Here is a 19,248-nt window from a genome sequence, read left to right on the forward strand (position 1 = left end):
AGGGAGCTTTTCCACTTTTAAAAAGCTCCCTCTTCAGTCTGAAAATTATTTACCTGCAAAAAAAGTGTTAAGCTTATTTACCAGTTCATCTGCATCTGTACCATGAACTTCACAGGCTTCAGCGATGGTTTCTCCTCTTGAAGCAGGACAGCCAAGGCAATGCATTCCCATTTCAAGGAAAAATGGTGCCACGTCAAAATCATGATCAAGAATATCACCAATAATTGTATTTTTATTTACTTCATAAGCCATTTTTTATTCCTCCGTTTTTATTATTTGTTTTCAATTAAAATTTATACCAAACTGATAAAATAAAAGTGCAACCATACGGCTGCACTAATTCAAGAATCTTAATATTTTAAGCTTCTTCCTTCATCTTTGCAAAACATTCGCTGCAATAAACCGCACGGTCTTCTCTTGGCTTGAAAGGAACTCTTGCTTCTTTTCCGCATGCAGCACATGTAGCTGTATACATTTCTCTTTCAGATCTGGAAGCATTTTTTCTGGCATCTCTGCAAGCCTTGCATCTCTGAGGTTCATTTACAAAACCTTTTTCAGCATAAAATTCCTGTTCACCAGCTGTAAATACGAACTCATTTCCGCATTCCTTACACACCAATGTCTTATCTTCGTACATTTCTTTTACCTCGCTTGTAGTATTTTGGACCCCGGACGGACTCACACCGACACCTTTGTTAAACAACGCTCTGGAATTAAGCTACCTGGCCATTTATCAATAGAATTAAATCTGCTTTGTTCAACAAATTTAAAAGTGCGGAATAAACCGTCAAATATAAATGTCAACACATTTCGCTTATGCAAAACAAAACAATCCGAGCATCCCACAAATCAAGCCAGCGTAAAAGAAAAACAGCCAAATAGTGATACAGATGATTATTTATAAAACAGTTTCATTCTATAACAAAATTTTAATAAATAAAATTCATGTTACCAATATCATAAACTATTATTTCAAATTTGTCAAGCGATTTTTCAAAAAAATTACATATACTTAACAAAAAGTCAATACTAACATATTTTTTAAGATTAATTTGTTAGTTTTTTACATATTATCAAGAGAATATTTTTGTCTTCCCTCTGAGAAAATGTCTCCTCCGCTGCAGTCATCAGCAACAATCAAAGGAAAATCCTCCACATAAAGCTTTTTAACGGATTCGCAGCCCAAATCCTCAAAAGCAATTACCTCACATTTTTTTATGCAGTGAGCTGCCAAAGCACCTGCACCGCCCACAGCACAAAGATATACAGCACCGTTTCTTACAACAGCGTCCCTTACCTCGCAACTTCGTTCTCCCTTGCCTATCATTCCGCCAAGACCCATATCAAGAAACAGAGGTGCAAATTTGTCCATTCGTCCGGATGTTGTAGGACCGCAGGAACCTATAGGTCTGCCCTCAGGTGCCGGAGTAGGTCCTGCATAATATATACAGGCATTCTCCAGATCAAACGGAAGCTTTTCACCATTATCAATCATAGCCTTTATTCTCTTATGGGCAGCATCCCTCGATGTATAGACAGTACCGGTCAGCAGAATTTTTTCACCAGCCTTAAGCTCAGGGGCATATTTTTTCAAATCCGCCGCATTAATTTTTCTGGGCATCGACATTTAAAGCATCTCCTGTTTTTACAAATAAGGCAGCCGTTAAAAACGGCTGCTGAAAACTCTTATTTTTCTAGCATTCTCAGAATCTCATCCAGATCATCCTCTGTTGTATCCTTTTTATCTCCTGGATTGTCGATAAGAGGATTGTCAATCGGAATAACTTCTTCGTCCTCATTTGCCGTAGCAACGTCATCTCCATAACCTGCTGCAATTACAGTAATTGTCATTTCATCGTTCATATCTTCCTTGAACGCAGTACCGAAAATGAATTCTACATCTTCCGCAGCTGTATCGGTAATCATCTTTGTTGCAGTATCAACATCAGATGCCATGATATCTTCTGACATAGTAATATTAATAAGCAAGCGTCTAGCACCGGAAATAGATGTCTCAAGCAATGGGCTGGATATAACAGCCTTTGCAGCTTCAGCAGCCTTATCCTTTCCTGATCCATGACCAATAGCCATATGAGCATATCCTGCACCCTTCATAATTGTGGATACATCAGCAAAGTCGAGGTTTATGTATCCATCTTCAGTAATCAGATCAGAAATACTCTTTACACCAGTTTTAAGGATATCATCTGCAAGAGCAAAAGATTCCATCATTGTAGGCTGTTTTTCAAGACCATCCAGAAGTCTTTCATTAGGAATTACAATAAGTGAATCCACGTATTTTTTCAGTTCCTCAATACCTCTTTCAGCCTGAAGCATTTTTTGTTCTCTTTCAAAAGCGAAAGGTTTTGTAACAACGGCAACAGTAAGAAGGCCCATTTCCTGAGCAATTTCAGCTACAACAGGAGCAGCACCAGTACCAGTTCCGCCGCCCATACCGGCAGTGATAAATACCATATCAGCACCCTTAAGGGATGCTTCTATCTCATCTCTGTTTTCTTCTGCCGAACGTTCACCGACTTCCGGTCTGTTTCCGGCACCTCTGCCCTTTGTAAGTTTTGCACCAATCTGAATTTTTGTTGTTGCCTTTGATCTGTTAAGTGCTTTTGCATCGGTGTTAACAGCAATATACTCAATATCCTTTACACCTGCATCGACCATACAATTCAAAGCGTTTCCGCCGCCTCCGCCAACACCAATTACCTTAATGCTAACCTGCGGGTCGAAAGCTTCCTCAAAATTGAAGTCTGTCATTTACAATTCCTCCTAAATTTATTTCCATCCCTGATATTTCAGTCATAAACTCTAATATTAACAATACATATTATTATATTAACATACTTCATGGGATTTTTCAAGACTTATTTTCATTTTTTTTATTTTATTTTTTTATTTTTTTCAGTATTATTCCTCATAATATACATCTTCGATATTTTCTTCAAAATTATCGTCAGAATAATAATCTTCATCATAACTATCTTCATATTCATATTCTTCATCTTCGTAATATTCGGAATCTTCTTCCTCATATGAATCTTCTGAATACGAATCCGGATTTTCTTCTTCATACTCCGGCTGAGTTTCCTCAGTAGTATTTTCTGTACTGTCTTCCGGTAGATCATCTTTATTTATAGGAATCTTTGTATTATTTTTCTTTTTAATATTTGTATCAGAATCACTTCTGAAAGAGATCTGATTGCTTCCTATCATTACCATAGTACCTTTTTTATCATCACCCAGATCTTTTAAAACAGTATCTGCCAGATTCAGTTTATATTTGGCATCATTAGCACTTCCCATTTCAAAATTAATCCTGTTATCATAATTTACTTTTATATCATATTTATCATTCATATCAACTGATCTTATTTTACTGTTTTCGTTATTTTCCACTGCATTTACGATTTCAAAATATATTTCAGTTTTCTGCTCATCAGCAGAAGCAATATAATTTCCCAGTGTTTCATCCACGGGCTCAAAACCGCTTATTGTGATCAGATCATTCTGTGCAGATTCAACTTTTTCAAGGATCTTACCTTTTTTTGACACCAGAAGAAAACCATTTTCACACTGTATATTTGCTGCTGCAACACACTTGGTAACTTTAATTTCCAGCGTATCAGGATATCTTTTGTTTATTTCTGCCTCTTCGATAAAAACCATACTGCTAAGTATATTCTGTTCAGCCTTTCCAGCATCCAGACGAACCATATTATCTCCGATTCCAACCCCTGAAACCTTTATAATATCCTCGTTTGAATAATCTACATTACCATTTACATTTATATGATTTATATTAAAAAACAGCGTTACTGAAAGTAAAACTCCTATTCCAAGAACAAGAATTACAACCAGAAAAACATACAGTGATATATGTCTGCGTCTTCTTCTGGTACGTTTGCTGTTTTGATTTCTCTTTACATTAGTTTTTACAACGTCCCTCATTATTCTACCCTTCCGGCAATATTAAGTCAGAACCGTAAAGTTAACGGTTTCCGCCTTAAATTCTTTTTATTTTTCCTCCCATTGATGCTATAACAGATTCAAAATTTTCATATCCTCTGTCTATATGACTGATATCTGAAATTTCAGTTGTCCCTTCAGCACCCAGTCCTGCAACCGCCATAGCAGCCCCTCCCCGAAGATCTGTTGCCGATACTTTGGCACCATATAACTTTTTCACTCCATTTATAACAGCTACTTTTCCTATCACTTTTATATCAGCACCCATTTTAACCAGTGCATCAACATGCCTGTATCTGTTTTCAAAAATATTTTCCTCAAAAATACTGTTTCCCTCTGCCTTGCACAAAACCGCCATAACAATTGCCTGAGCATCTGTAGGGAATCCCGGATGAGGCATAGTAATAATTTTATTTACAGATTTCAGTGTTTTTTTAGCATTAACATATATGCATCCGTCATATATATAAACATTACACCCCATCTGTTCAAAAACAGAAATAAAGCTGTCACATAAATTTGAATCAATCCCTATAATATTAATTTCACCATTAGTTGAAGCCGCAGCAGAAATATATGTAGCAGCTGCAATTCTGTCCGGCATTATATAATGCATACAGCCATGGAGCTTTTCAACTCCCTCAATAACAACTGTACTGTTGCCTGCACCCTTTATTTTTCCTCCGCATTTATTTAAGAATAATGCAAGATCAACTATTTCCGGTTCTCTTGCCGCATTGACTATAATAGTTTCTCCCTTTGCCTTTACCGCAGCAAGAATTATATTTTCAGTAGTACCCACTGAAGGATATCTTAAGGTTATTTTTGTTCCATGAAGACCTTTATCTGCCATGCATTCAATAATTCCAAATTCATCCTTTACAGAAGCCCCCATTTTTTTCATAGCACTTAAATGCATATCTATTGGACGAGGACCCAGCTCACATCCTCCGGGAAACGATAAACAGCATTTACCGCAAGCTCCCAGCAATGCACCCATATAAATAATTGATGACCTCATTTCATGCATCAGATCATCCGGAATTTCATAAGAATTCAATCCATCAGGTTTTACCGTCAAAGTGTTTCCGCTGAAACGGCATTCACATCCCAGATGTGTAAGAATCCTGCACGATGCATAAGTATCACTAAGTGCCGGACAGTTTTTCAAAACCGTTTCTCCCTGACACATAAGCGAAGCGGCAATAATCGGCAGAGAGCTGTTTTTTGCTCCCTGAACCCTCACTTCCCCGCTTAATTTATGACCGCCTTCAATAACAAGTTTCTGATTTTGCATTTTTATACACCACCTGAAAGCATTTACCACATATTATGCTTTCATGTATAAAAGTGCTACTTTTTTTTGTCTGCAAGCTCCTTTATGACAGAATAGATTCTGTCATTTGTGTCTTTTACAGCCAGTCCGGCTGCCTTCTGAGACATGTCCGCAAGCTTATCCCTGTTTTCATACAGTTCTTTTATTTTATTTATCATAATTTCATTTGTAACATCCTTCTGCTCTATAACAATTGCCGCACCGGCTCTGCCCAGAACATTGGCATTATGAAACTGATGATTTCCTGTTACGACCGGAGACGGAATAAGAATTGATGCCTTTCCAGCCATTTCAAGCTCTGCCAGAGTTGAAGCACCGGAACGGCAAATTACCAGATCAGCAGCAGCCAGACAAGTATCCATATCATCTATGTACTCGCTGATTCTGAGACGCTTGCTTTTCATCGGTATACCTTTTTTCTTCATAGTCTCGGGAAATGATTCCCTTCCCATTTTTCCGTACCCATGAATATGATTTATTTTAAGATTATTTGAGGTATGCCAGTCGATAACCTCAGCCATTGTATCATTTATGCATCCGGCCCCCAGACTTCCTCCAAAGGAAAGTATGCATAATTCATTGTCAAAGCCAAGCTCTGCTCTTGCTTCAAGTCTGGATTTGGAAGCTATTCCTTCTCTGACCGGAAGACCGGTTACAACATAATCAACGTTTTTATCAAGATATTTCAGAGCTTCTTTTACCGTCAGCATAACCTTGTCAACTTCCTTTGCCAGAAGTTTGTTGGTTACCCCCGGAAAAGCATTCTGCTCATGGATTGCAGTTGCCACGCCCATTCTTGCTGCCTTTTTAATTACAGGTCCACTTACATAGCCTCCGGTTCCCACAGCAATATCAGGCTTGAAATCATTAATAATTTTTCTGGCTTTTGGTCCGGAAACCAGAAGATATCCTGCCGCCTGACAGTTTCTCTTTATATTTTTGAGTGTTAATTTTCTCTGAAAGCCTGCAACTTTCATCGGAGCAAAATTATATCCTGCTTCCGGAATCAGTCTTGCTTCCATACCATTTGGTGTTCCCACAAACAAAAATTCCGTATCCGGATAATGTTCCTTAATAACAGACGCTATTGCCAGTGCAGGATTTATATGTCCGGCAGTGCCGCCTCCGGCAAGTAATACTTTCATATACTTATTATACTTAAAGTATAATCTCCTTTCTAATTATTTATACATCAATAGATGATTGTCTTGACACATTCAGAATAATTCCCATTTCAGCCAGCTGCATTACAAGTGCTGTACCGCCATAGCTGAAAAACGGAAGGCTAATACCTGTATTTGGAATCAGATTACTTACAACCGCAATATTCAAAAAAGCTTGTATACCGATCTGAACTGTTATACCAACTGTAATAAGCATGCCGAACTTATCTTTAGCTTTCGAAGCAATATAAAAGCCACGTATTATTAATAATGCAAATAATAAAATTATTGCAACTGCCCCGATAAATCCAAGCTCTTCACATACAATAGAAAAAACAAAGTCATTCTGAGATTCCGGAAGATACATAAATTTCTGTCTTGATCCTCCGAGTCCCAGTCCGAACAGACCTCCGGAGCCTATTGCGATAAGCGACTGACAAGTCTGAAAGGTTTTGTTCTTTTCATCTGAAAAAGGATCCAGCCATGACTGGAAACGTGTCTGGAAATAAGTGAAGCCCTCTTCTCCCTGTGATTTAATATAAACCAGAAGTCCGATTGCCGCTATGCCTACTCCGCAAAGAATAAAAATATGCTTCCACCTTACTCCGCCTACAAACATAAGGCATACACCAACACAGCAAATAAGGAGTGTACATGAAAGATGCGGCTGCTTCATAAGAAGTATTACAACAATTCCCAATAAAATGCCAAATGGCAGAATACCTACAGAAAATTTCTGCATTTTATTATAATTCTGTACAATAAGATACGAAAACAGAATTATTATGGAAAATTTCATAAGCTCGGACGGCTGAAAGTTAATAGGTCCAATAACTAACCATCTAGTGGCACCGCCCTCAGTTACACCCACCAGAAGTACTGCCACAAGCAGTATCACACATACTACATAGCTTGTAATAGCAATTTTAGGGTTGGCAAAATGACGGTAATCAAAAAAGGAAAAGAAAAACATAAAAAATATACCAATAGCCGCCATCATTATTTGCTTTGAAGCATAGCTTGTTCCGCTTTCTCCTCCGGATTCATTCAGCGCCTTTGCATAACTGGCTGAAAACATCATAATTATACCTATAACAAGCAATGTCATTACAATGAGAAAAAATGTCAGATCCATAACTCCTCTTGAAAACAGAGGATGTATAACCTTTTTTTGCCTGCTTTTATTGCCGGATGATCTGCTGCGATCAATTGAAGCTGCTCCAGCACCGTAATTTTCAGCCAAAATTTGTTCCTCCCTTACAATGTCAGATAACGGTCAGTATACCCAAAGCTGATACAATAATTGCCGCTATCGAAAAAGTAATTACAATTTTATATTCACTGAAACCGCACATTTCAAAATGATGATGAATCGGAGACATTTTGAAAATTCTTTTGCCTTTGCCCTTTTCACCTGTTTTTTTGTAATGCTGTCTTGCAGTGATTTTAAAGTAAGTAACCTGAATAACAACTGACAGAGCTTCAAGAATGTACACAAGTCCTACCAGAACGATTAAAAGATGTTTGTGTGTAGTAAGACCAATTGCCACAAACGATCCGCCTAAATACATTGATCCCGTATCGCCCATAAAGCATTTTGCCGGATGAAGATTCCAGATCAAAAATCCCAGACAGCCTCCTGCAATTGCTACAGCATAAAGGGAAATCTCATAGGATTTTAAAATACCGCATATTGCTGAAAATGCCAGCATGGTAATAAATGTTACAGAACCGCAGAGTCCGTCAACTCCATCAGTCAGATTTACCGCATTTGAAACATAAATCATAAACAAAATCATTATCGGATAATAAAACCATCCCAAATCAATCTGAACGAAAATCAAATCTAGTTTTGTTGATTTATCTCCCAAAGCGTACAGTACTGCAAGAAATGCAGCGGACAGGATAAACTGAAAAAACATTTTCTGTTTTGGATTAAGTCCCAGATTTTGTTTTTTAATTGCCTTTATATAATCGTCAAGAAAACCGATTCCAGCAAACAGCACTGAAAATAAAATACATGACAAAAGTCTCAATGCATTTTCCGAAGCAGTTTTCTGAGTAATATCGATCATATTGCGTGAACGGTATATAAGATATCCAATAACAACGGAAATAATACTGCTTATTATAAACATAAATCCGCCCATTATCGGTGTACCCTGCTTTGATTTATGCCATTTGGGACCGATTTCAAGTATTGTCTGTCCAAAATGAATTTTTTTCAGAAAAGGAATCAGTACCACACCTATCAATGCAGACAGAGCAAATGATATCAGTGCTGTTCCTATACTAATCCAGTATGACATTATAATCTCCATTCTGCCGCTAAAAAATCAGCAATATTAAAATCTCCTTAGCGGCTGCAGAGATTTTACACGCTAAAATTTACCCGAACAGCTTGTCAATTACTTCTTCAAGCTTCATGCCACGGCTTGCCTTAAATAATATTGTATCTCCGGGCTTTATAAATTCCTTTATTTTTTCCGTAAGCATATTCTTATCACATGTATGATATGCATTGATTCCGGATTTCTTTGCTTCTTCTCCTATGTATCCGGAATCCTTTCCAAAACAAAACAGCATATCAGGACTTGCATGCACTGCCATATTTCCTGCCATTCTATGAAGCTTTTCGGAAGAGTCCCCCAGCTCCAGCATATCTCCCAGTACTGCAATTTTTCTGCCTGTGCATTCCATTCCGGCTAAAACGTTTAAAGAAGCTCTCATAGAATCAGGACTTGCATTGTAACAATCGATAATAACTGTTACATCACCTTTTTTTACTATGTTCTGGCGCATTCCGTCCGGCTTGTATTTTTTCAGGGCAGAAACAATTTCTGTATCTGATAAGCCGTTTAAAATACCTACTGCAAACGCCGCAGCTGCATTTAAAACGTTATGCCTGCCAACGCACGGAATTTCAGCAGTTATTTCGCCATCCGGGTATTTTATATCAAATATTGTAATTCCATTTTCTTCTTTTATATTTACGGCTTTGAAATCATTACATTCATTATCAGTACCATAAAGATAAACCTGATGTGCATCCAGATTATTCTTCAAGGGTGCAAGACGTGCATCATCGCCGTTAACAATCAAAGGAGCATTATCTTCCATTCCTTTAAGTATTTCCAGCTTTGCTTTCAAAATACCATCCTGAGATTTAAGATTTTCAATATGTGAAAATCCAATATTGGTTATAACCCCCATTGTAGGTGCTGCTGTTTCAGATAATCTTTCAATTTCGCCAAAATTAGACATACCCATTTCAATTACAGCCGCTTCATGGGAAGAATTCAGATTAAAAAGGGTTTTAGGAAGACCTATTTCATTGTTAAAATTACCCTGAGTTTTCAAAGTTTTATATTTTTCAGAAAGCACAAGAGCAATCATTTCTTTTGTTGTAGTTTTTCCCACGCTTCCTGTAACTCCTACCAGTATGGGACTGAATTTACGACGGTAATATGCGGCTATTTTTAAAAGTGCTTTTCTGGTATTATCCGTTACGATACAAGGACACCCATCAACGGGATATTCTGAAACCGCAGCGGCAGCTCCGTTTTCAATAGCTTTTCTTATAAATGTATGACCGTCAAACCGTTCACCCTTTATTGCTATAAAAAGACATCCTTCAGGTAAATTTCTTGTATCAGTCGAAATTTCCGTAATTGTTTTTTCACATGGACATTCAGTACCCAGGCATTCTGCTATTTCCGATAATAATAATTTTTCCATCAGTCTATTAGCTTCAGACCGTCTGAAACTATCTCTCTTTCATCAAAATGTATATGTTCGTTTCCGGGAAGTACCTGATAATCCTCATGACCTTTTCCGGCAAGAACTATTATATCTCCCTTTCGGGCAATCTTCAGCGAATGATAAATCGCTTCTGTTCTGTCAACAACCACATCAAATGGGATTTCACTGTCCTTAAGACCTACAAGAATATCGTCTATAATAGCTTCCGGAATCTCATCTCTCGGGTTATCAGAAGTAATAATAAGCCTGTCGGCAAATTTTGCTGCTGCCTTTGCCATAAGCGGACGCTTTTTGGCATCGCGATTTCCTCCGCAGCCAAACAGGCATATAAGCCTTCCCTCTGTATACTCTCTGACGCTTTTTAAAATATTTTCAATTGCGTCCGGAGTATGAGCATAATCGCATATAACCGTAAAATCTCTGCCGGTAGGAATAATTTCACATCTTCCCTTTACTCCGTTATATTCCGCAATAGACTTAAGAATATTCTCCATTGGAACTCCTGCCTTCATACAGACAGTTATTGCAGCAGTAACATTTGAAACATTAAACATACCAGTCATTTTCATATTTACAATCTGTGACTTGCCGTCATAGCAATACCAGAAGCTTGTTCCATCGGCTTTTATTTTAATTGCATCAGCATAGTAATCAGATTCCTGAATGCTTCCATAGCTTTCCTTTGCACAGGTTATTTCACTGTAAAGTCTTTTACCATACTGATCATCAGTATTAACAAGGGCATAATCACATTCATCAAACATCATCTTTTTGGCCTGATAGTAATTTTCCATTGTTTTATGATAGTCAAGATGATCCTGAGTAAGATTGGTAAATACTCCTATATCAAAATGTGTAGGACCTATTCTGTACTGTACAAGCCCGAATGAAGAAACCTCCATGACAGCATACTTACAGCCTGCTTTGACCATCTTGTCAAGAAGATACATATAATCAAACGCCATAGGAGTGGTATTGTCAGTGTGGATCACCTCATCTCCTATCTCATTTCTTATAGTACCGATAAGACCAGTTTTTATGCCTTCAGACATAAGAATATTTTTTATTACATTTGTAATAGTTGTTTTTCCATTGGTACCTGTAACACCAATAATTTTTATTTTTTTCTCCGGATGATCAAACCATGCCGCACAAAGCTCTCCATAAAATTTTCTTGAATTATCTGTTATAATCTGTCTGTCACCAAGACCGAGATCCCTTTCAGTTACTACAAGTGCCGCACCCTTTTCAAGCATTTCTCCGGCAGCATCATGCCCGTCAAATGAACCGCCCTTTACGCAAACAAAAATACAGTCCTTCTGAACTTTTCTGGTATTATCTGTAACCGCACTGATTTCCATATCCGGAATATTTATCTCAGCGATATTTTCTATCAGCTTATAAAGTTTCATTATTAAACACCCGCCTGTCTTAATCATTCAGCATAATTTATTGTAAACCTTAAAAATCATTATATTCATATTTATCAGCCCGATTGATCATTCACACCAAAGGTAAGCTCAATTACTGTACCAACCGGTACTTTTGAACCTACAGGCTCTGACTGGGACTGAACTACTGCTGAACTTGTATCAGTTGACGCTCCTCCGGCAACGAAATTAAGTCCCATATTTGTAAGAATATAATTTGCATCAGACACAGAATATCCTGTCATATCCGGAACTTCAACATATTCCGGACTATAATCCTTCTCGGTATAAATAACTACTGTTCCGCCCTGAGATACAGTACTTCCGGTAATCGGAGTCTGCCCGCAGACTGTTTTTCCGTCACCTACAACCTGATATGTAAGACCCTTTTCTTCAATTGTCTTCTGGGCTTCTTCTACGGTCATATCTTCCACAAACGGTACTGATACGTCCAGATTTTCTGCTTCCTCATCTGTATATTCAGGATAATATCCCAGATACGGCAAAATTTCCTCCATAATTTTTCTTGAACACGGTACAGCTATCTGGCTTCCGTAATATTCTCCGGACATAGGTTCATCTGCCATTATCAGCATAATAATTTCCGGATCATCTGCCGGAGCAAAGCTGCAATAAGAAGCTACATATCTCATTGGATCTTCTTCGGTACCTGCATATTCGTCAAGCTTTTCTGACGTACCGCTTTTACCGCCAACATGATAACCCTTGATATATGAACCGTTCTGATATGCAACAGTTTCCAGAGTCTGACACATTATTTCAGAAGTTTCCTTTGAAATCACCTGTCTTTTTACTGTTTTTTCATTTGTAAGAACTACATTTCCATCATTGTCTACAATTTTGCTTACAACATACGGAGTAACAAGTTCTCCGCCGTTAATAACTGCCGCATATGCAGTAATCATTTCTATAGGAGTTACCTTGTTAGTCTGACCGAATGAACATGAAGCAAGCTCTACAGCACCCATACCATCCAGTCCCTGATAATAACTGGTTGCTTCTGCCGGAAGGTCTATTCCGGTTCTTTCAGTCAGTCCGTAAGCCTTAAAATAATTAAAGAAGTTTTCAGCACCAAGTCTTCTGCCTATTTCAATAAAAGCCGGATTACAGGAATTTGTAATCGCCTCAACAAATGTCTGAAGTCCATGTCCGGAAGTTTTCCAGCAATGTATAGGCTCTGTACCTTCAATTACAGTTACAGCACCAGTACAGTCAAAGCTGTCATTAACAGTAATAGCATGTTCTTCAAGTGCAGCAGAGCTAGTAACAACCTTGAATACCGAACCCGGAATATACAGTTCTGTTATTGCCTTGTTTTTCCATTGCTGTTCACGGGCGGCAACATATGCGTCATCATATTGTTCTTCTGTAAGTGTTTCAAGATAAGATTTTGCCTTATCTTTCTTTATTACCTCATTTTTGTCTATATTCAGAAATCCCATATCCTGAGCCATCTGGGCTATCTGAAGATCTGAAACCTCTGATGGATTGTTAAGGTCAAATCCCGGAGAAGTTGCCATAGCAAGAATAGCACCTGTTTTGGCATTCATAATTATGCCGCAGGCTCTGTCCTCAACTTCGAACTGACTTACAGTCTCCTCAAGATTTTTTTCAAGAGAATACTGTAAAGTTCTGTCTATAGTAAGATACAGCGAATCACCGTTTTGAGCTTCATAGGTTTTCGCATATCTGTATGGCATTTCATTTCCATATGCGTCCTTAGCGGAGATCACCTTGCCGTCTATTCCCGCAAGATATTCGTCATACTGATACTCAATTCCATACTGACCATCTCCGTCACCGTTAGTAAATCCGATTACAGACGCTGCCAGTTCATCCTGAGGATAATATCTTTTAGTATCCTCTTCAATCTGAATAGAATTCAGGGAATTTTCATCCATAAAAGCAATTATTTCATCTGCCACAGGTTTTTCAACCTGAGTTTTCAAAACCTTATACTGAGTGTTTTCCTCCATTGCCTTGAGAACAGTCTCCTGTTTGATTTCAAGTTTTTCAGCAAGGAAAGAAACTATTTCATTCTGAACATCCTCTGCAGTTTTGATAACAGTTCCCTGAGGCAGTTTTCCGGCAGCTAACTGTTTTTGCTGAGCTTCAGCAGTTTCTTTTTTATCCTCAAGCTCTGAGCGGAATAAATCCGGATCCATAAAGACCTTGTAAACAGTAGCACTTTGTGCAAGAATAACACCGTTTGTATCATATATAGATCCTCTGTTTGCTGATATTGAAATTTCACCGAAATGATATTCATTTGCCTTTTCCTGATAAAAATCATTCTGAACGATTGAAAGTTTAAACAGCTGAGCAATTATTGCTCCGGCAAACGCAAGCATACCGATCAGAACTACTCTGTTCGTCCGCTTTTTCATTTGAGTGGTAGGTTTTTCTGCCATAAACAACCTCCATAGCCAAACCATATATACATATAAACTATATTTCTATAAAAATAGCAGGGATATATTAACTTCTCCCTGCCATGGCGAATGTTTTTATTTCTAAAATTTAAAATACATTTTTGCATTTCATATTTTAAAAATAAATCTCATTCAAGTTCAACAAATCTGAAACCTTAACCGATAAACGGCACATAAGAAATTATTTTTATACAGGAGCTTAACCGCTGCCGCTTGCAGACGCGGCAGCAAATTCTCTCCCTATTTCCGTACACCCGTTTTTTTCTCCTGAAAATTCCGACAGCATTTTCTTTTATATCAGCCGTCTTTCTAATTAATAATATTGCCCTATCCGAAAATATATTCCAAAAAGCTTTCAACTTTTTCTTTAGCCCTGACAAATATATTTTTATTTTCTTCAGGGATCTCAACTATATCGTCAGTCTGAGTCTGAACATATTTGATCTGAGAATTATCAAGTTTTTGAAGTCCTAATACATTTACTGCATAATCCTCAACATTTTTCAGCGTCATTTTACTTTCAAGCTCTGATTGCAGACGAACATTTTCGCTCTGAACGCTTTCAAGCTTCTGATTAGCATCAGAAATCTGACGATATATCCTGTTTGTTTCTACTTTTCCGTAAATAACACAGAAAAATACCAGCAATGCAGACAGTGCAATTATAAACACCTTGGACGCTGAGCCTCTTTTAGGCGGTGTTACCTTCATAGTGATATCAGGAACCCGTTGTTTTTCTGGCTTTTCAGCAGGAATCCTTTCGGCTGTCGTAACTGTATGCTGATTTTTATTATCAGGTTTGTGAGGATTGTTTTGCAAGAAATAATCATATGCCGAATTATCTGCAGCCATAACAAAGCACCTATCTCCTTTCTATGATTCTTAATTTTGCACTTCTGCTTCGATTGTTTTGTTCAAGCTCACATACTGAAGCTTCAATAGGCTTTTTATTTATCAGCCTTCCCTGTGGAGTTCTTCCGCACACGCACTGAGGAAAATCAGGCGGACAGATACACCCCTTGCATAGTCCTGCAAAACGCTGTTTTACAAGTCTGTCTTCCAATGAATGAAATGATATAACAGCAAGTCTGCCATTTGGTTTAAGACTGTCAAATGCGGCGTCAAGACCGTCAGATAAATGGTCAAATTCACCGTTTACAGCTATTCTTATGGCCTGAAAAGTCTTCTTACAGGGATTTTTTTCCCTTTTTACTGCGGCAGGAACACTTTCCTTTATGATTTCAGCAAGTTCAAGCGTAGTATTAACAGGTTTTTCCTTACGAAACATAACAATATTTTTTGCTATTTTCCTTGAAAACTTTTCCTCGCCGAATTCAAAAATAATTCTGGCAAGCTGTTCTTCAGACCAGCCGTTTACAATATCATAAGCACTGGTACCTTCCTGACTCATTCGCATATCAAGCGGTGCGTCATAATGATAAGAAAAACCTCTTTGAGGAGTATCAAGCTGATGTGATGACACTCCAAGATCCATAAGAACACCGTCTACAAGATCAATATTCAGTGAATCAAGCACCTGACGTAACTTTGAATAATTGCTTCTTATAACCTGTGCATTATTATAATCTTTAAGTCTTTCTGACGCCGCCGTCACAGCATCCGGATCACAATCCAAGGCAATAAGCCTTCCATTTTCATTCAGTCTTTTTGCAATTTCAATTGAATGTCCGCCGCCTCCGGCTGTACAGTCAACATAAATGCCGTCCGGCTTAATGTTCAATCCTTCTATGCTTTCATTAAGCAAAACCGAAACATGAGAAAATTCCATAAATACTCCTTAAATGCCAAGCTGCTGCATTGCTGCAAGCATAGCTTCCATATCCATATTGTTTTGCTGAGCGTCCCACAGTTCCTTATCCCAGATTTCTGCCTTGTCATCCAGACCGATAACAACGACATCCTTTGTCAGACCGGCAAATTCTCTTAGATCAGACGGTATAAGAACTCGTCCCTGCTTGTCCGGAATCAGTTCTCCAGCACCGGAAAAAAGCCATCTTTTTATATCCAGTCCTCCCATGGAATCAGGAAGAGCAGCAACCTTATTTGCAAGTTTTTCCCATTCGGATTTTGAATAAATGGTCAGACACTTCTGGTTTATGCTTTTAGTAACATAAAATTCTCCCCCCAGTAAATCTCTGAGTTTTGTCGGAAAGCTCATTCTGCCCTTTGCGTCAATATTATGATGATATGTACCCATAAGAGCCGTCAAAGCCATTCCGAACACCACCTTTCTGATTTTTTGGGACTGTTTTACCAAAATTGTGGATTTTTTACACTACTTTACCACACTTCACCACCGTGTACATATTATTATAACTCAATTATCCGAAAACGTCAAGGCGAAATAGCGATACAAGAAAATAAAAGAAGTCGAAAATATACAGCATTTTTTGTGTAAAATTAACAAAGCATACTAATTTTATCAATCAGTATGCCTAAAATCCTATTACATTAGTTATTATATTTTATCGCTTTTAAGCCCTTTCAAAGCTTTAATTACCGCTGCACTTACTATTCCGGCAGTGGCTATTTCCACCAATGCATTAACGCCTGCCCATGCAGAAATGAAATTCAAAAAATTACTCCCCAAATTTTCTGAAACATTTTTATTTTTATAAAATGAAATATAAATCAATCCCAAAACCATAGCTGAGTGGAGAAAAGTGGCAATAGTTCCTGAAAGTGCAGCAGATAAATTCAATTTAAATCTTTTTCTGAAGAAATCATATAAATAAAATGTAAAAAGTGGTAAAAGAATTCTTGGAAGAAAACAAATCACAACACTCATAAAATTACCATATTCTGCAATTGGAGTAAAAACAAATGAAGTCGGATATGCAAGTCCAGCTGTTGACCACCATATAAAAGAACAAAGTCCCATAACAGCTCCTAAAACCCAGTTATATTTAGCTTCCAGAATAAATGCTGATATAATTACAGGAATATGTGCCAAAGTTGCAGTTATCCCCGGACCAAGAGGTATTGAACCCAGAGGTGTAAAACAAAATATTATTTCAATTGCAATTAAAACTGCCATAACTGTGATTTTATTTGTTTTCATAAAACTCCTCATTCTGCCGATTTAGTAACCAGCACATATATTATATCAGATCTTCAATTATTATTTTCAGCAGAACTTATTTTATGCAAAAAGAAAAAGGGAATGATTAAATCATTCCCTTTTGCATTTACAAATTCAAATTATTCCTGAATAGCAGTAACAACGCCTGAACCAACTGTACGTCCGCCTTCACGAATAGCAAAACGCAGACCTTCTTCAATAGCGATTGGTGTAATCAGTTCAACGTTGATTTCAACGTTATCACCAGGAGTACACATTTCAACGCCTTCTGGAAGAGTGATGATACCAGTAACGTCAGTTGTTCTGAAATAGAACTGAGGTCTGTAGTTTGTGAAGAAAGGAGTATGACGTCCGCCTTCTTCTTTCTTCAGAACGTATACCTGACCCTTGAACTTTGTGTGTGGGTGAATAGAACCTGGCTGACAAAGAACCTGTCCTCTTTCAACCTGATCTCTTGTAATACCACGGAGAAGAGCACCGATGTTATCGCCTGCTTCTGCATAGTCAAGAGTCTTTCTGAACATTTCAATACCAGTAACAACTGTCTTACCCTTTTCTGTAGAAAGACCAACGATTTCAACTTCATCACCAGTCTTGAGCTGTCCTCTTTCAACTCTACCTGTAACAACAGTACCACGACCAGAAATTGTCATAGTATCTTCGATAGGCATAAGGAAAGGAAGATCAGACTTACGTTCAGGAGTTGGAATATATTCATCAACAGCATCCATAAGTTCAAGAATTGGTGCATAAGCAGGATCGCTGAGGTCATCAGGAGCATTCAGAGCTGCAAGAGCAGAACCCTTAATGATAGGTGTATCATCGCCAGGGAATTCATATTCATCAAGAGTAGCTCTGATATCCATTTCAACGAGTTCAAGAAGTTCCGGATCATCAACCTGATCAGCCTTGTTCATGAATACAACAATATAAGGAACACCAACCTGACGAGCGAGAAGCAGATGCTCTTTTGTCTGAGCCATAGGACCGTCAGAAGAAGCAACAACAAGGATAGCACCATCCATCTGAGCAGCACCTGTGATCATGTTCTTTACATAGTCAGCATGTCCTGGGCAGTCAACGTGAGCATAATGACGCTTGTCTGTTTCATATTCAACGTGAGCTGTATTAATTGTGATACCACGTTCTCTTTCTTCCGGAGCCTTATCGATCATATCGTATGCTTCATACTGAGCCTGACCCTTAAGAGCCAGAGTCTTTGTAATAGCAGCTGTAAGAGTTGTCTTACCATGGTCAACGTGTCCGATTGTACCAATGTTAACATGTGGTTTAGTTCTTTCATATTTAGCCTTTGCCATTGGGAAAATCCTCCTTAATGTTTAATTAGATTCCTCATGAATATCATTCTAACATATATCGGAACAAATTTCAAGAGTTTTTATAAAAAATATTTAAGATTATCAAAATTAACCGTTATTTTTGTTTCTTGATGTCATGATCTTTTCAGCAATGTTCTTAGGAACTTCAAGATAGCTGTGCGGTTCCATTGAATACTGACCACGACCCTGTGTATTTGAACGAAGGTCATTGGAGTAACCAAACATTTCTGAAAGCGGAACAAGAGCATCAACCTGAACAGCACCTGGTCTTGTTTCCTGACCCTGAATCTGTCCACGGCGTGAACTCAGATCACCGATAACTGTACCTGTATATTCATCAGGAACAATAACGGAAACCTTCATAATAGGTTCCATAAGAACCGGGTTTGCCTTCTTCATAGCTTCCTTGAAAGCCATCGAACCAGCGATCTGGAATGCCATTTCAGAAGAGTCAACTTCATGATATGAACCGTCATACAGTTCAACACACACGTCAACAACTTCATAACCTGCAAGGATACCAGCTTTCATTGCACCCTGAATACCCTTGTCGACAGCAGGAATATATTCCTTAGGAATTGCACCGCCGACAATTGAGTTTTTAAACTCATATCCCTTGCCGGATTCGTTAGGTGTAACTCTGATCTTAACATGACCGTACTGACCCTTACCGCCTGACT

The 19,248-nt window shown here is 38.1% G+C and carries 17 protein-coding genes and 1 pseudogene; all 18 read right to left on the reverse strand.

The features are described from left to right. Positions 1 to 45 precede the first annotated feature (45 nt). Positions 46 to 252 (reverse strand): DUF1858 domain-containing protein, encoded by a 207-nt coding sequence (locus tag ACI4WO_RS05920; RefSeq protein WP_439806640.1) that lies wholly within the window; start codon positions 250 to 252, stop codon positions 46 to 48. Between the two features lie 106 nt (positions 253 to 358). After that, complete coding sequence (locus ACI4WO_RS05925) at positions 359 to 637, reverse strand: zinc-ribbon domain containing protein (RefSeq protein WP_439806641.1); 279 nt, start codon at positions 635 to 637, stop codon at positions 359 to 361. A 426-nt stretch (positions 638 to 1,063) separates the two neighbouring features. Further along, a complete protein-coding gene (locus ACI4WO_RS05930) occupies positions 1,064 to 1,627 on the reverse strand; it encodes a FumA C-terminus/TtdB family hydratase beta subunit (protein ID WP_439806642.1) in 564 nt (187 codons plus the stop codon). Between the two features lie 59 nt (positions 1,628 to 1,686). After that, positions 1,687 to 2,772 (reverse strand): cell division protein FtsZ, encoded by a 1,086-nt coding sequence (gene ftsZ / locus ACI4WO_RS05935; RefSeq protein WP_439806643.1) that lies wholly within the window; start codon positions 2,770 to 2,772, stop codon positions 1,687 to 1,689. 150 nt (positions 2,773 to 2,922) lie between these two features. Then, entirely contained in the window at positions 2,923 to 3,963 is a 1,041-nt protein-coding gene (locus ACI4WO_RS05940) for a cell division protein FtsQ/DivIB (protein ID WP_439806644.1), read from the reverse strand. A 55-nt stretch (positions 3,964 to 4,018) separates the two neighbouring features. Continuing rightward, positions 4,019 to 5,278 (reverse strand): UDP-N-acetylglucosamine 1-carboxyvinyltransferase, encoded by a 1,260-nt coding sequence (gene murA / locus ACI4WO_RS05945; protein ID WP_439806645.1) that lies wholly within the window; start codon positions 5,276 to 5,278, stop codon positions 4,019 to 4,021. A 56-nt stretch (positions 5,279 to 5,334) separates the two neighbouring features. Further along, a complete protein-coding gene (murG, locus tag ACI4WO_RS05950) occupies positions 5,335 to 6,462 on the reverse strand; it encodes an undecaprenyldiphospho-muramoylpentapeptide beta-N-acetylglucosaminyltransferase (RefSeq protein WP_439806646.1) in 1,128 nt (375 codons plus the stop codon). 40 nt (positions 6,463 to 6,502) lie between these two features. Further along, the gene (gene ftsW / locus ACI4WO_RS05955) at positions 6,503 to 7,723 is read right to left on the reverse strand and encodes a putative lipid II flippase FtsW (protein ID WP_439806647.1); all 1,221 of its coding nucleotides are present in this window, start codon (positions 7,721 to 7,723) and stop codon (positions 6,503 to 6,505) included. Between the two features lie 22 nt (positions 7,724 to 7,745). Next, positions 7,746 to 8,789, reverse strand: a complete 1,044-nt coding sequence (gene mraY, locus ACI4WO_RS05960; protein ID WP_439806648.1) for a phospho-N-acetylmuramoyl-pentapeptide-transferase — start codon at positions 8,787 to 8,789, stop codon at positions 7,746 to 7,748. A 79-nt stretch (positions 8,790 to 8,868) separates the two neighbouring features. Then, positions 8,869 to 10,218, reverse strand: a complete 1,350-nt coding sequence (locus tag ACI4WO_RS05965; RefSeq protein ID WP_439806649.1) for a UDP-N-acetylmuramoyl-tripeptide--D-alanyl-D-alanine ligase — start codon at positions 10,216 to 10,218, stop codon at positions 8,869 to 8,871. Further along, positions 10,218 to 11,654 carry a UDP-N-acetylmuramoyl-L-alanyl-D-glutamate--2,6-diaminopimelate ligase gene (locus ACI4WO_RS05970; RefSeq protein WP_439806650.1) on the reverse strand — a complete coding sequence of 479 codons (1,437 nt, stop codon included), beginning with the start codon at positions 11,652 to 11,654 and terminating at the stop codon, positions 10,218 to 10,220. The genes ACI4WO_RS05965 and ACI4WO_RS05970 overlap by 1 nt, the downstream gene beginning before the upstream one ends. A 74-nt stretch (positions 11,655 to 11,728) precedes the next feature. Further along, complete coding sequence (locus tag ACI4WO_RS05975; protein WP_439806651.1) at positions 11,729 to 14,104, reverse strand: penicillin-binding transpeptidase domain-containing protein; 2,376 nt, start codon at positions 14,102 to 14,104, stop codon at positions 11,729 to 11,731. 348 nt (positions 14,105 to 14,452) lie between these two features. Beyond that, positions 14,453 to 14,977, reverse strand: a complete 525-nt coding sequence (locus ACI4WO_RS05980; protein WP_439806652.1) for a hypothetical protein — start codon at positions 14,975 to 14,977, stop codon at positions 14,453 to 14,455. A gap of 10 nt (positions 14,978 to 14,987) precedes the next feature. After that, the gene (gene rsmH / locus ACI4WO_RS05985; protein ID WP_439806653.1) at positions 14,988 to 15,914 is read right to left on the reverse strand and encodes a 16S rRNA (cytosine(1402)-N(4))-methyltransferase RsmH; all 927 of its coding nucleotides are present in this window, start codon (positions 15,912 to 15,914) and stop codon (positions 14,988 to 14,990) included. Positions 15,915 to 15,923: 9 nt separating this feature from the next. Further along, positions 15,924 to 16,361, reverse strand: a complete 438-nt coding sequence (gene mraZ, locus ACI4WO_RS05990) for a division/cell wall cluster transcriptional repressor MraZ (RefSeq protein ID WP_439806654.1) — start codon at positions 16,359 to 16,361, stop codon at positions 15,924 to 15,926. 243 nt (positions 16,362 to 16,604) lie between these two features. Further along, entirely contained in the window at positions 16,605 to 17,207 is a 603-nt protein-coding gene (locus ACI4WO_RS05995; RefSeq protein ID WP_439806655.1) for an ECF transporter S component, read from the reverse strand. A gap of 140 nt (positions 17,208 to 17,347) precedes the next feature. Further along, positions 17,348 to 18,547 carry an elongation factor Tu gene (tuf, locus tag ACI4WO_RS06000; RefSeq protein ID WP_439806656.1) on the reverse strand — a complete coding sequence of 400 codons (1,200 nt, stop codon included), beginning with the start codon at positions 18,545 to 18,547 and terminating at the stop codon, positions 17,348 to 17,350. Positions 18,548 to 18,655: 108 nt separating this feature from the next. Next, a pseudogene (fusA, locus tag ACI4WO_RS06005) lies at positions 18,656 to 19,248 on the reverse strand (elongation factor G); the annotation flags it as partial.

Source organism: Porcipelethomonas sp. (genome assembly GCF_051893655.1).
In the GTDB taxonomy this organism is placed as follows: domain Bacteria; phylum Bacillota; class Clostridia; order Oscillospirales; family Ruminococcaceae; genus Porcipelethomonas.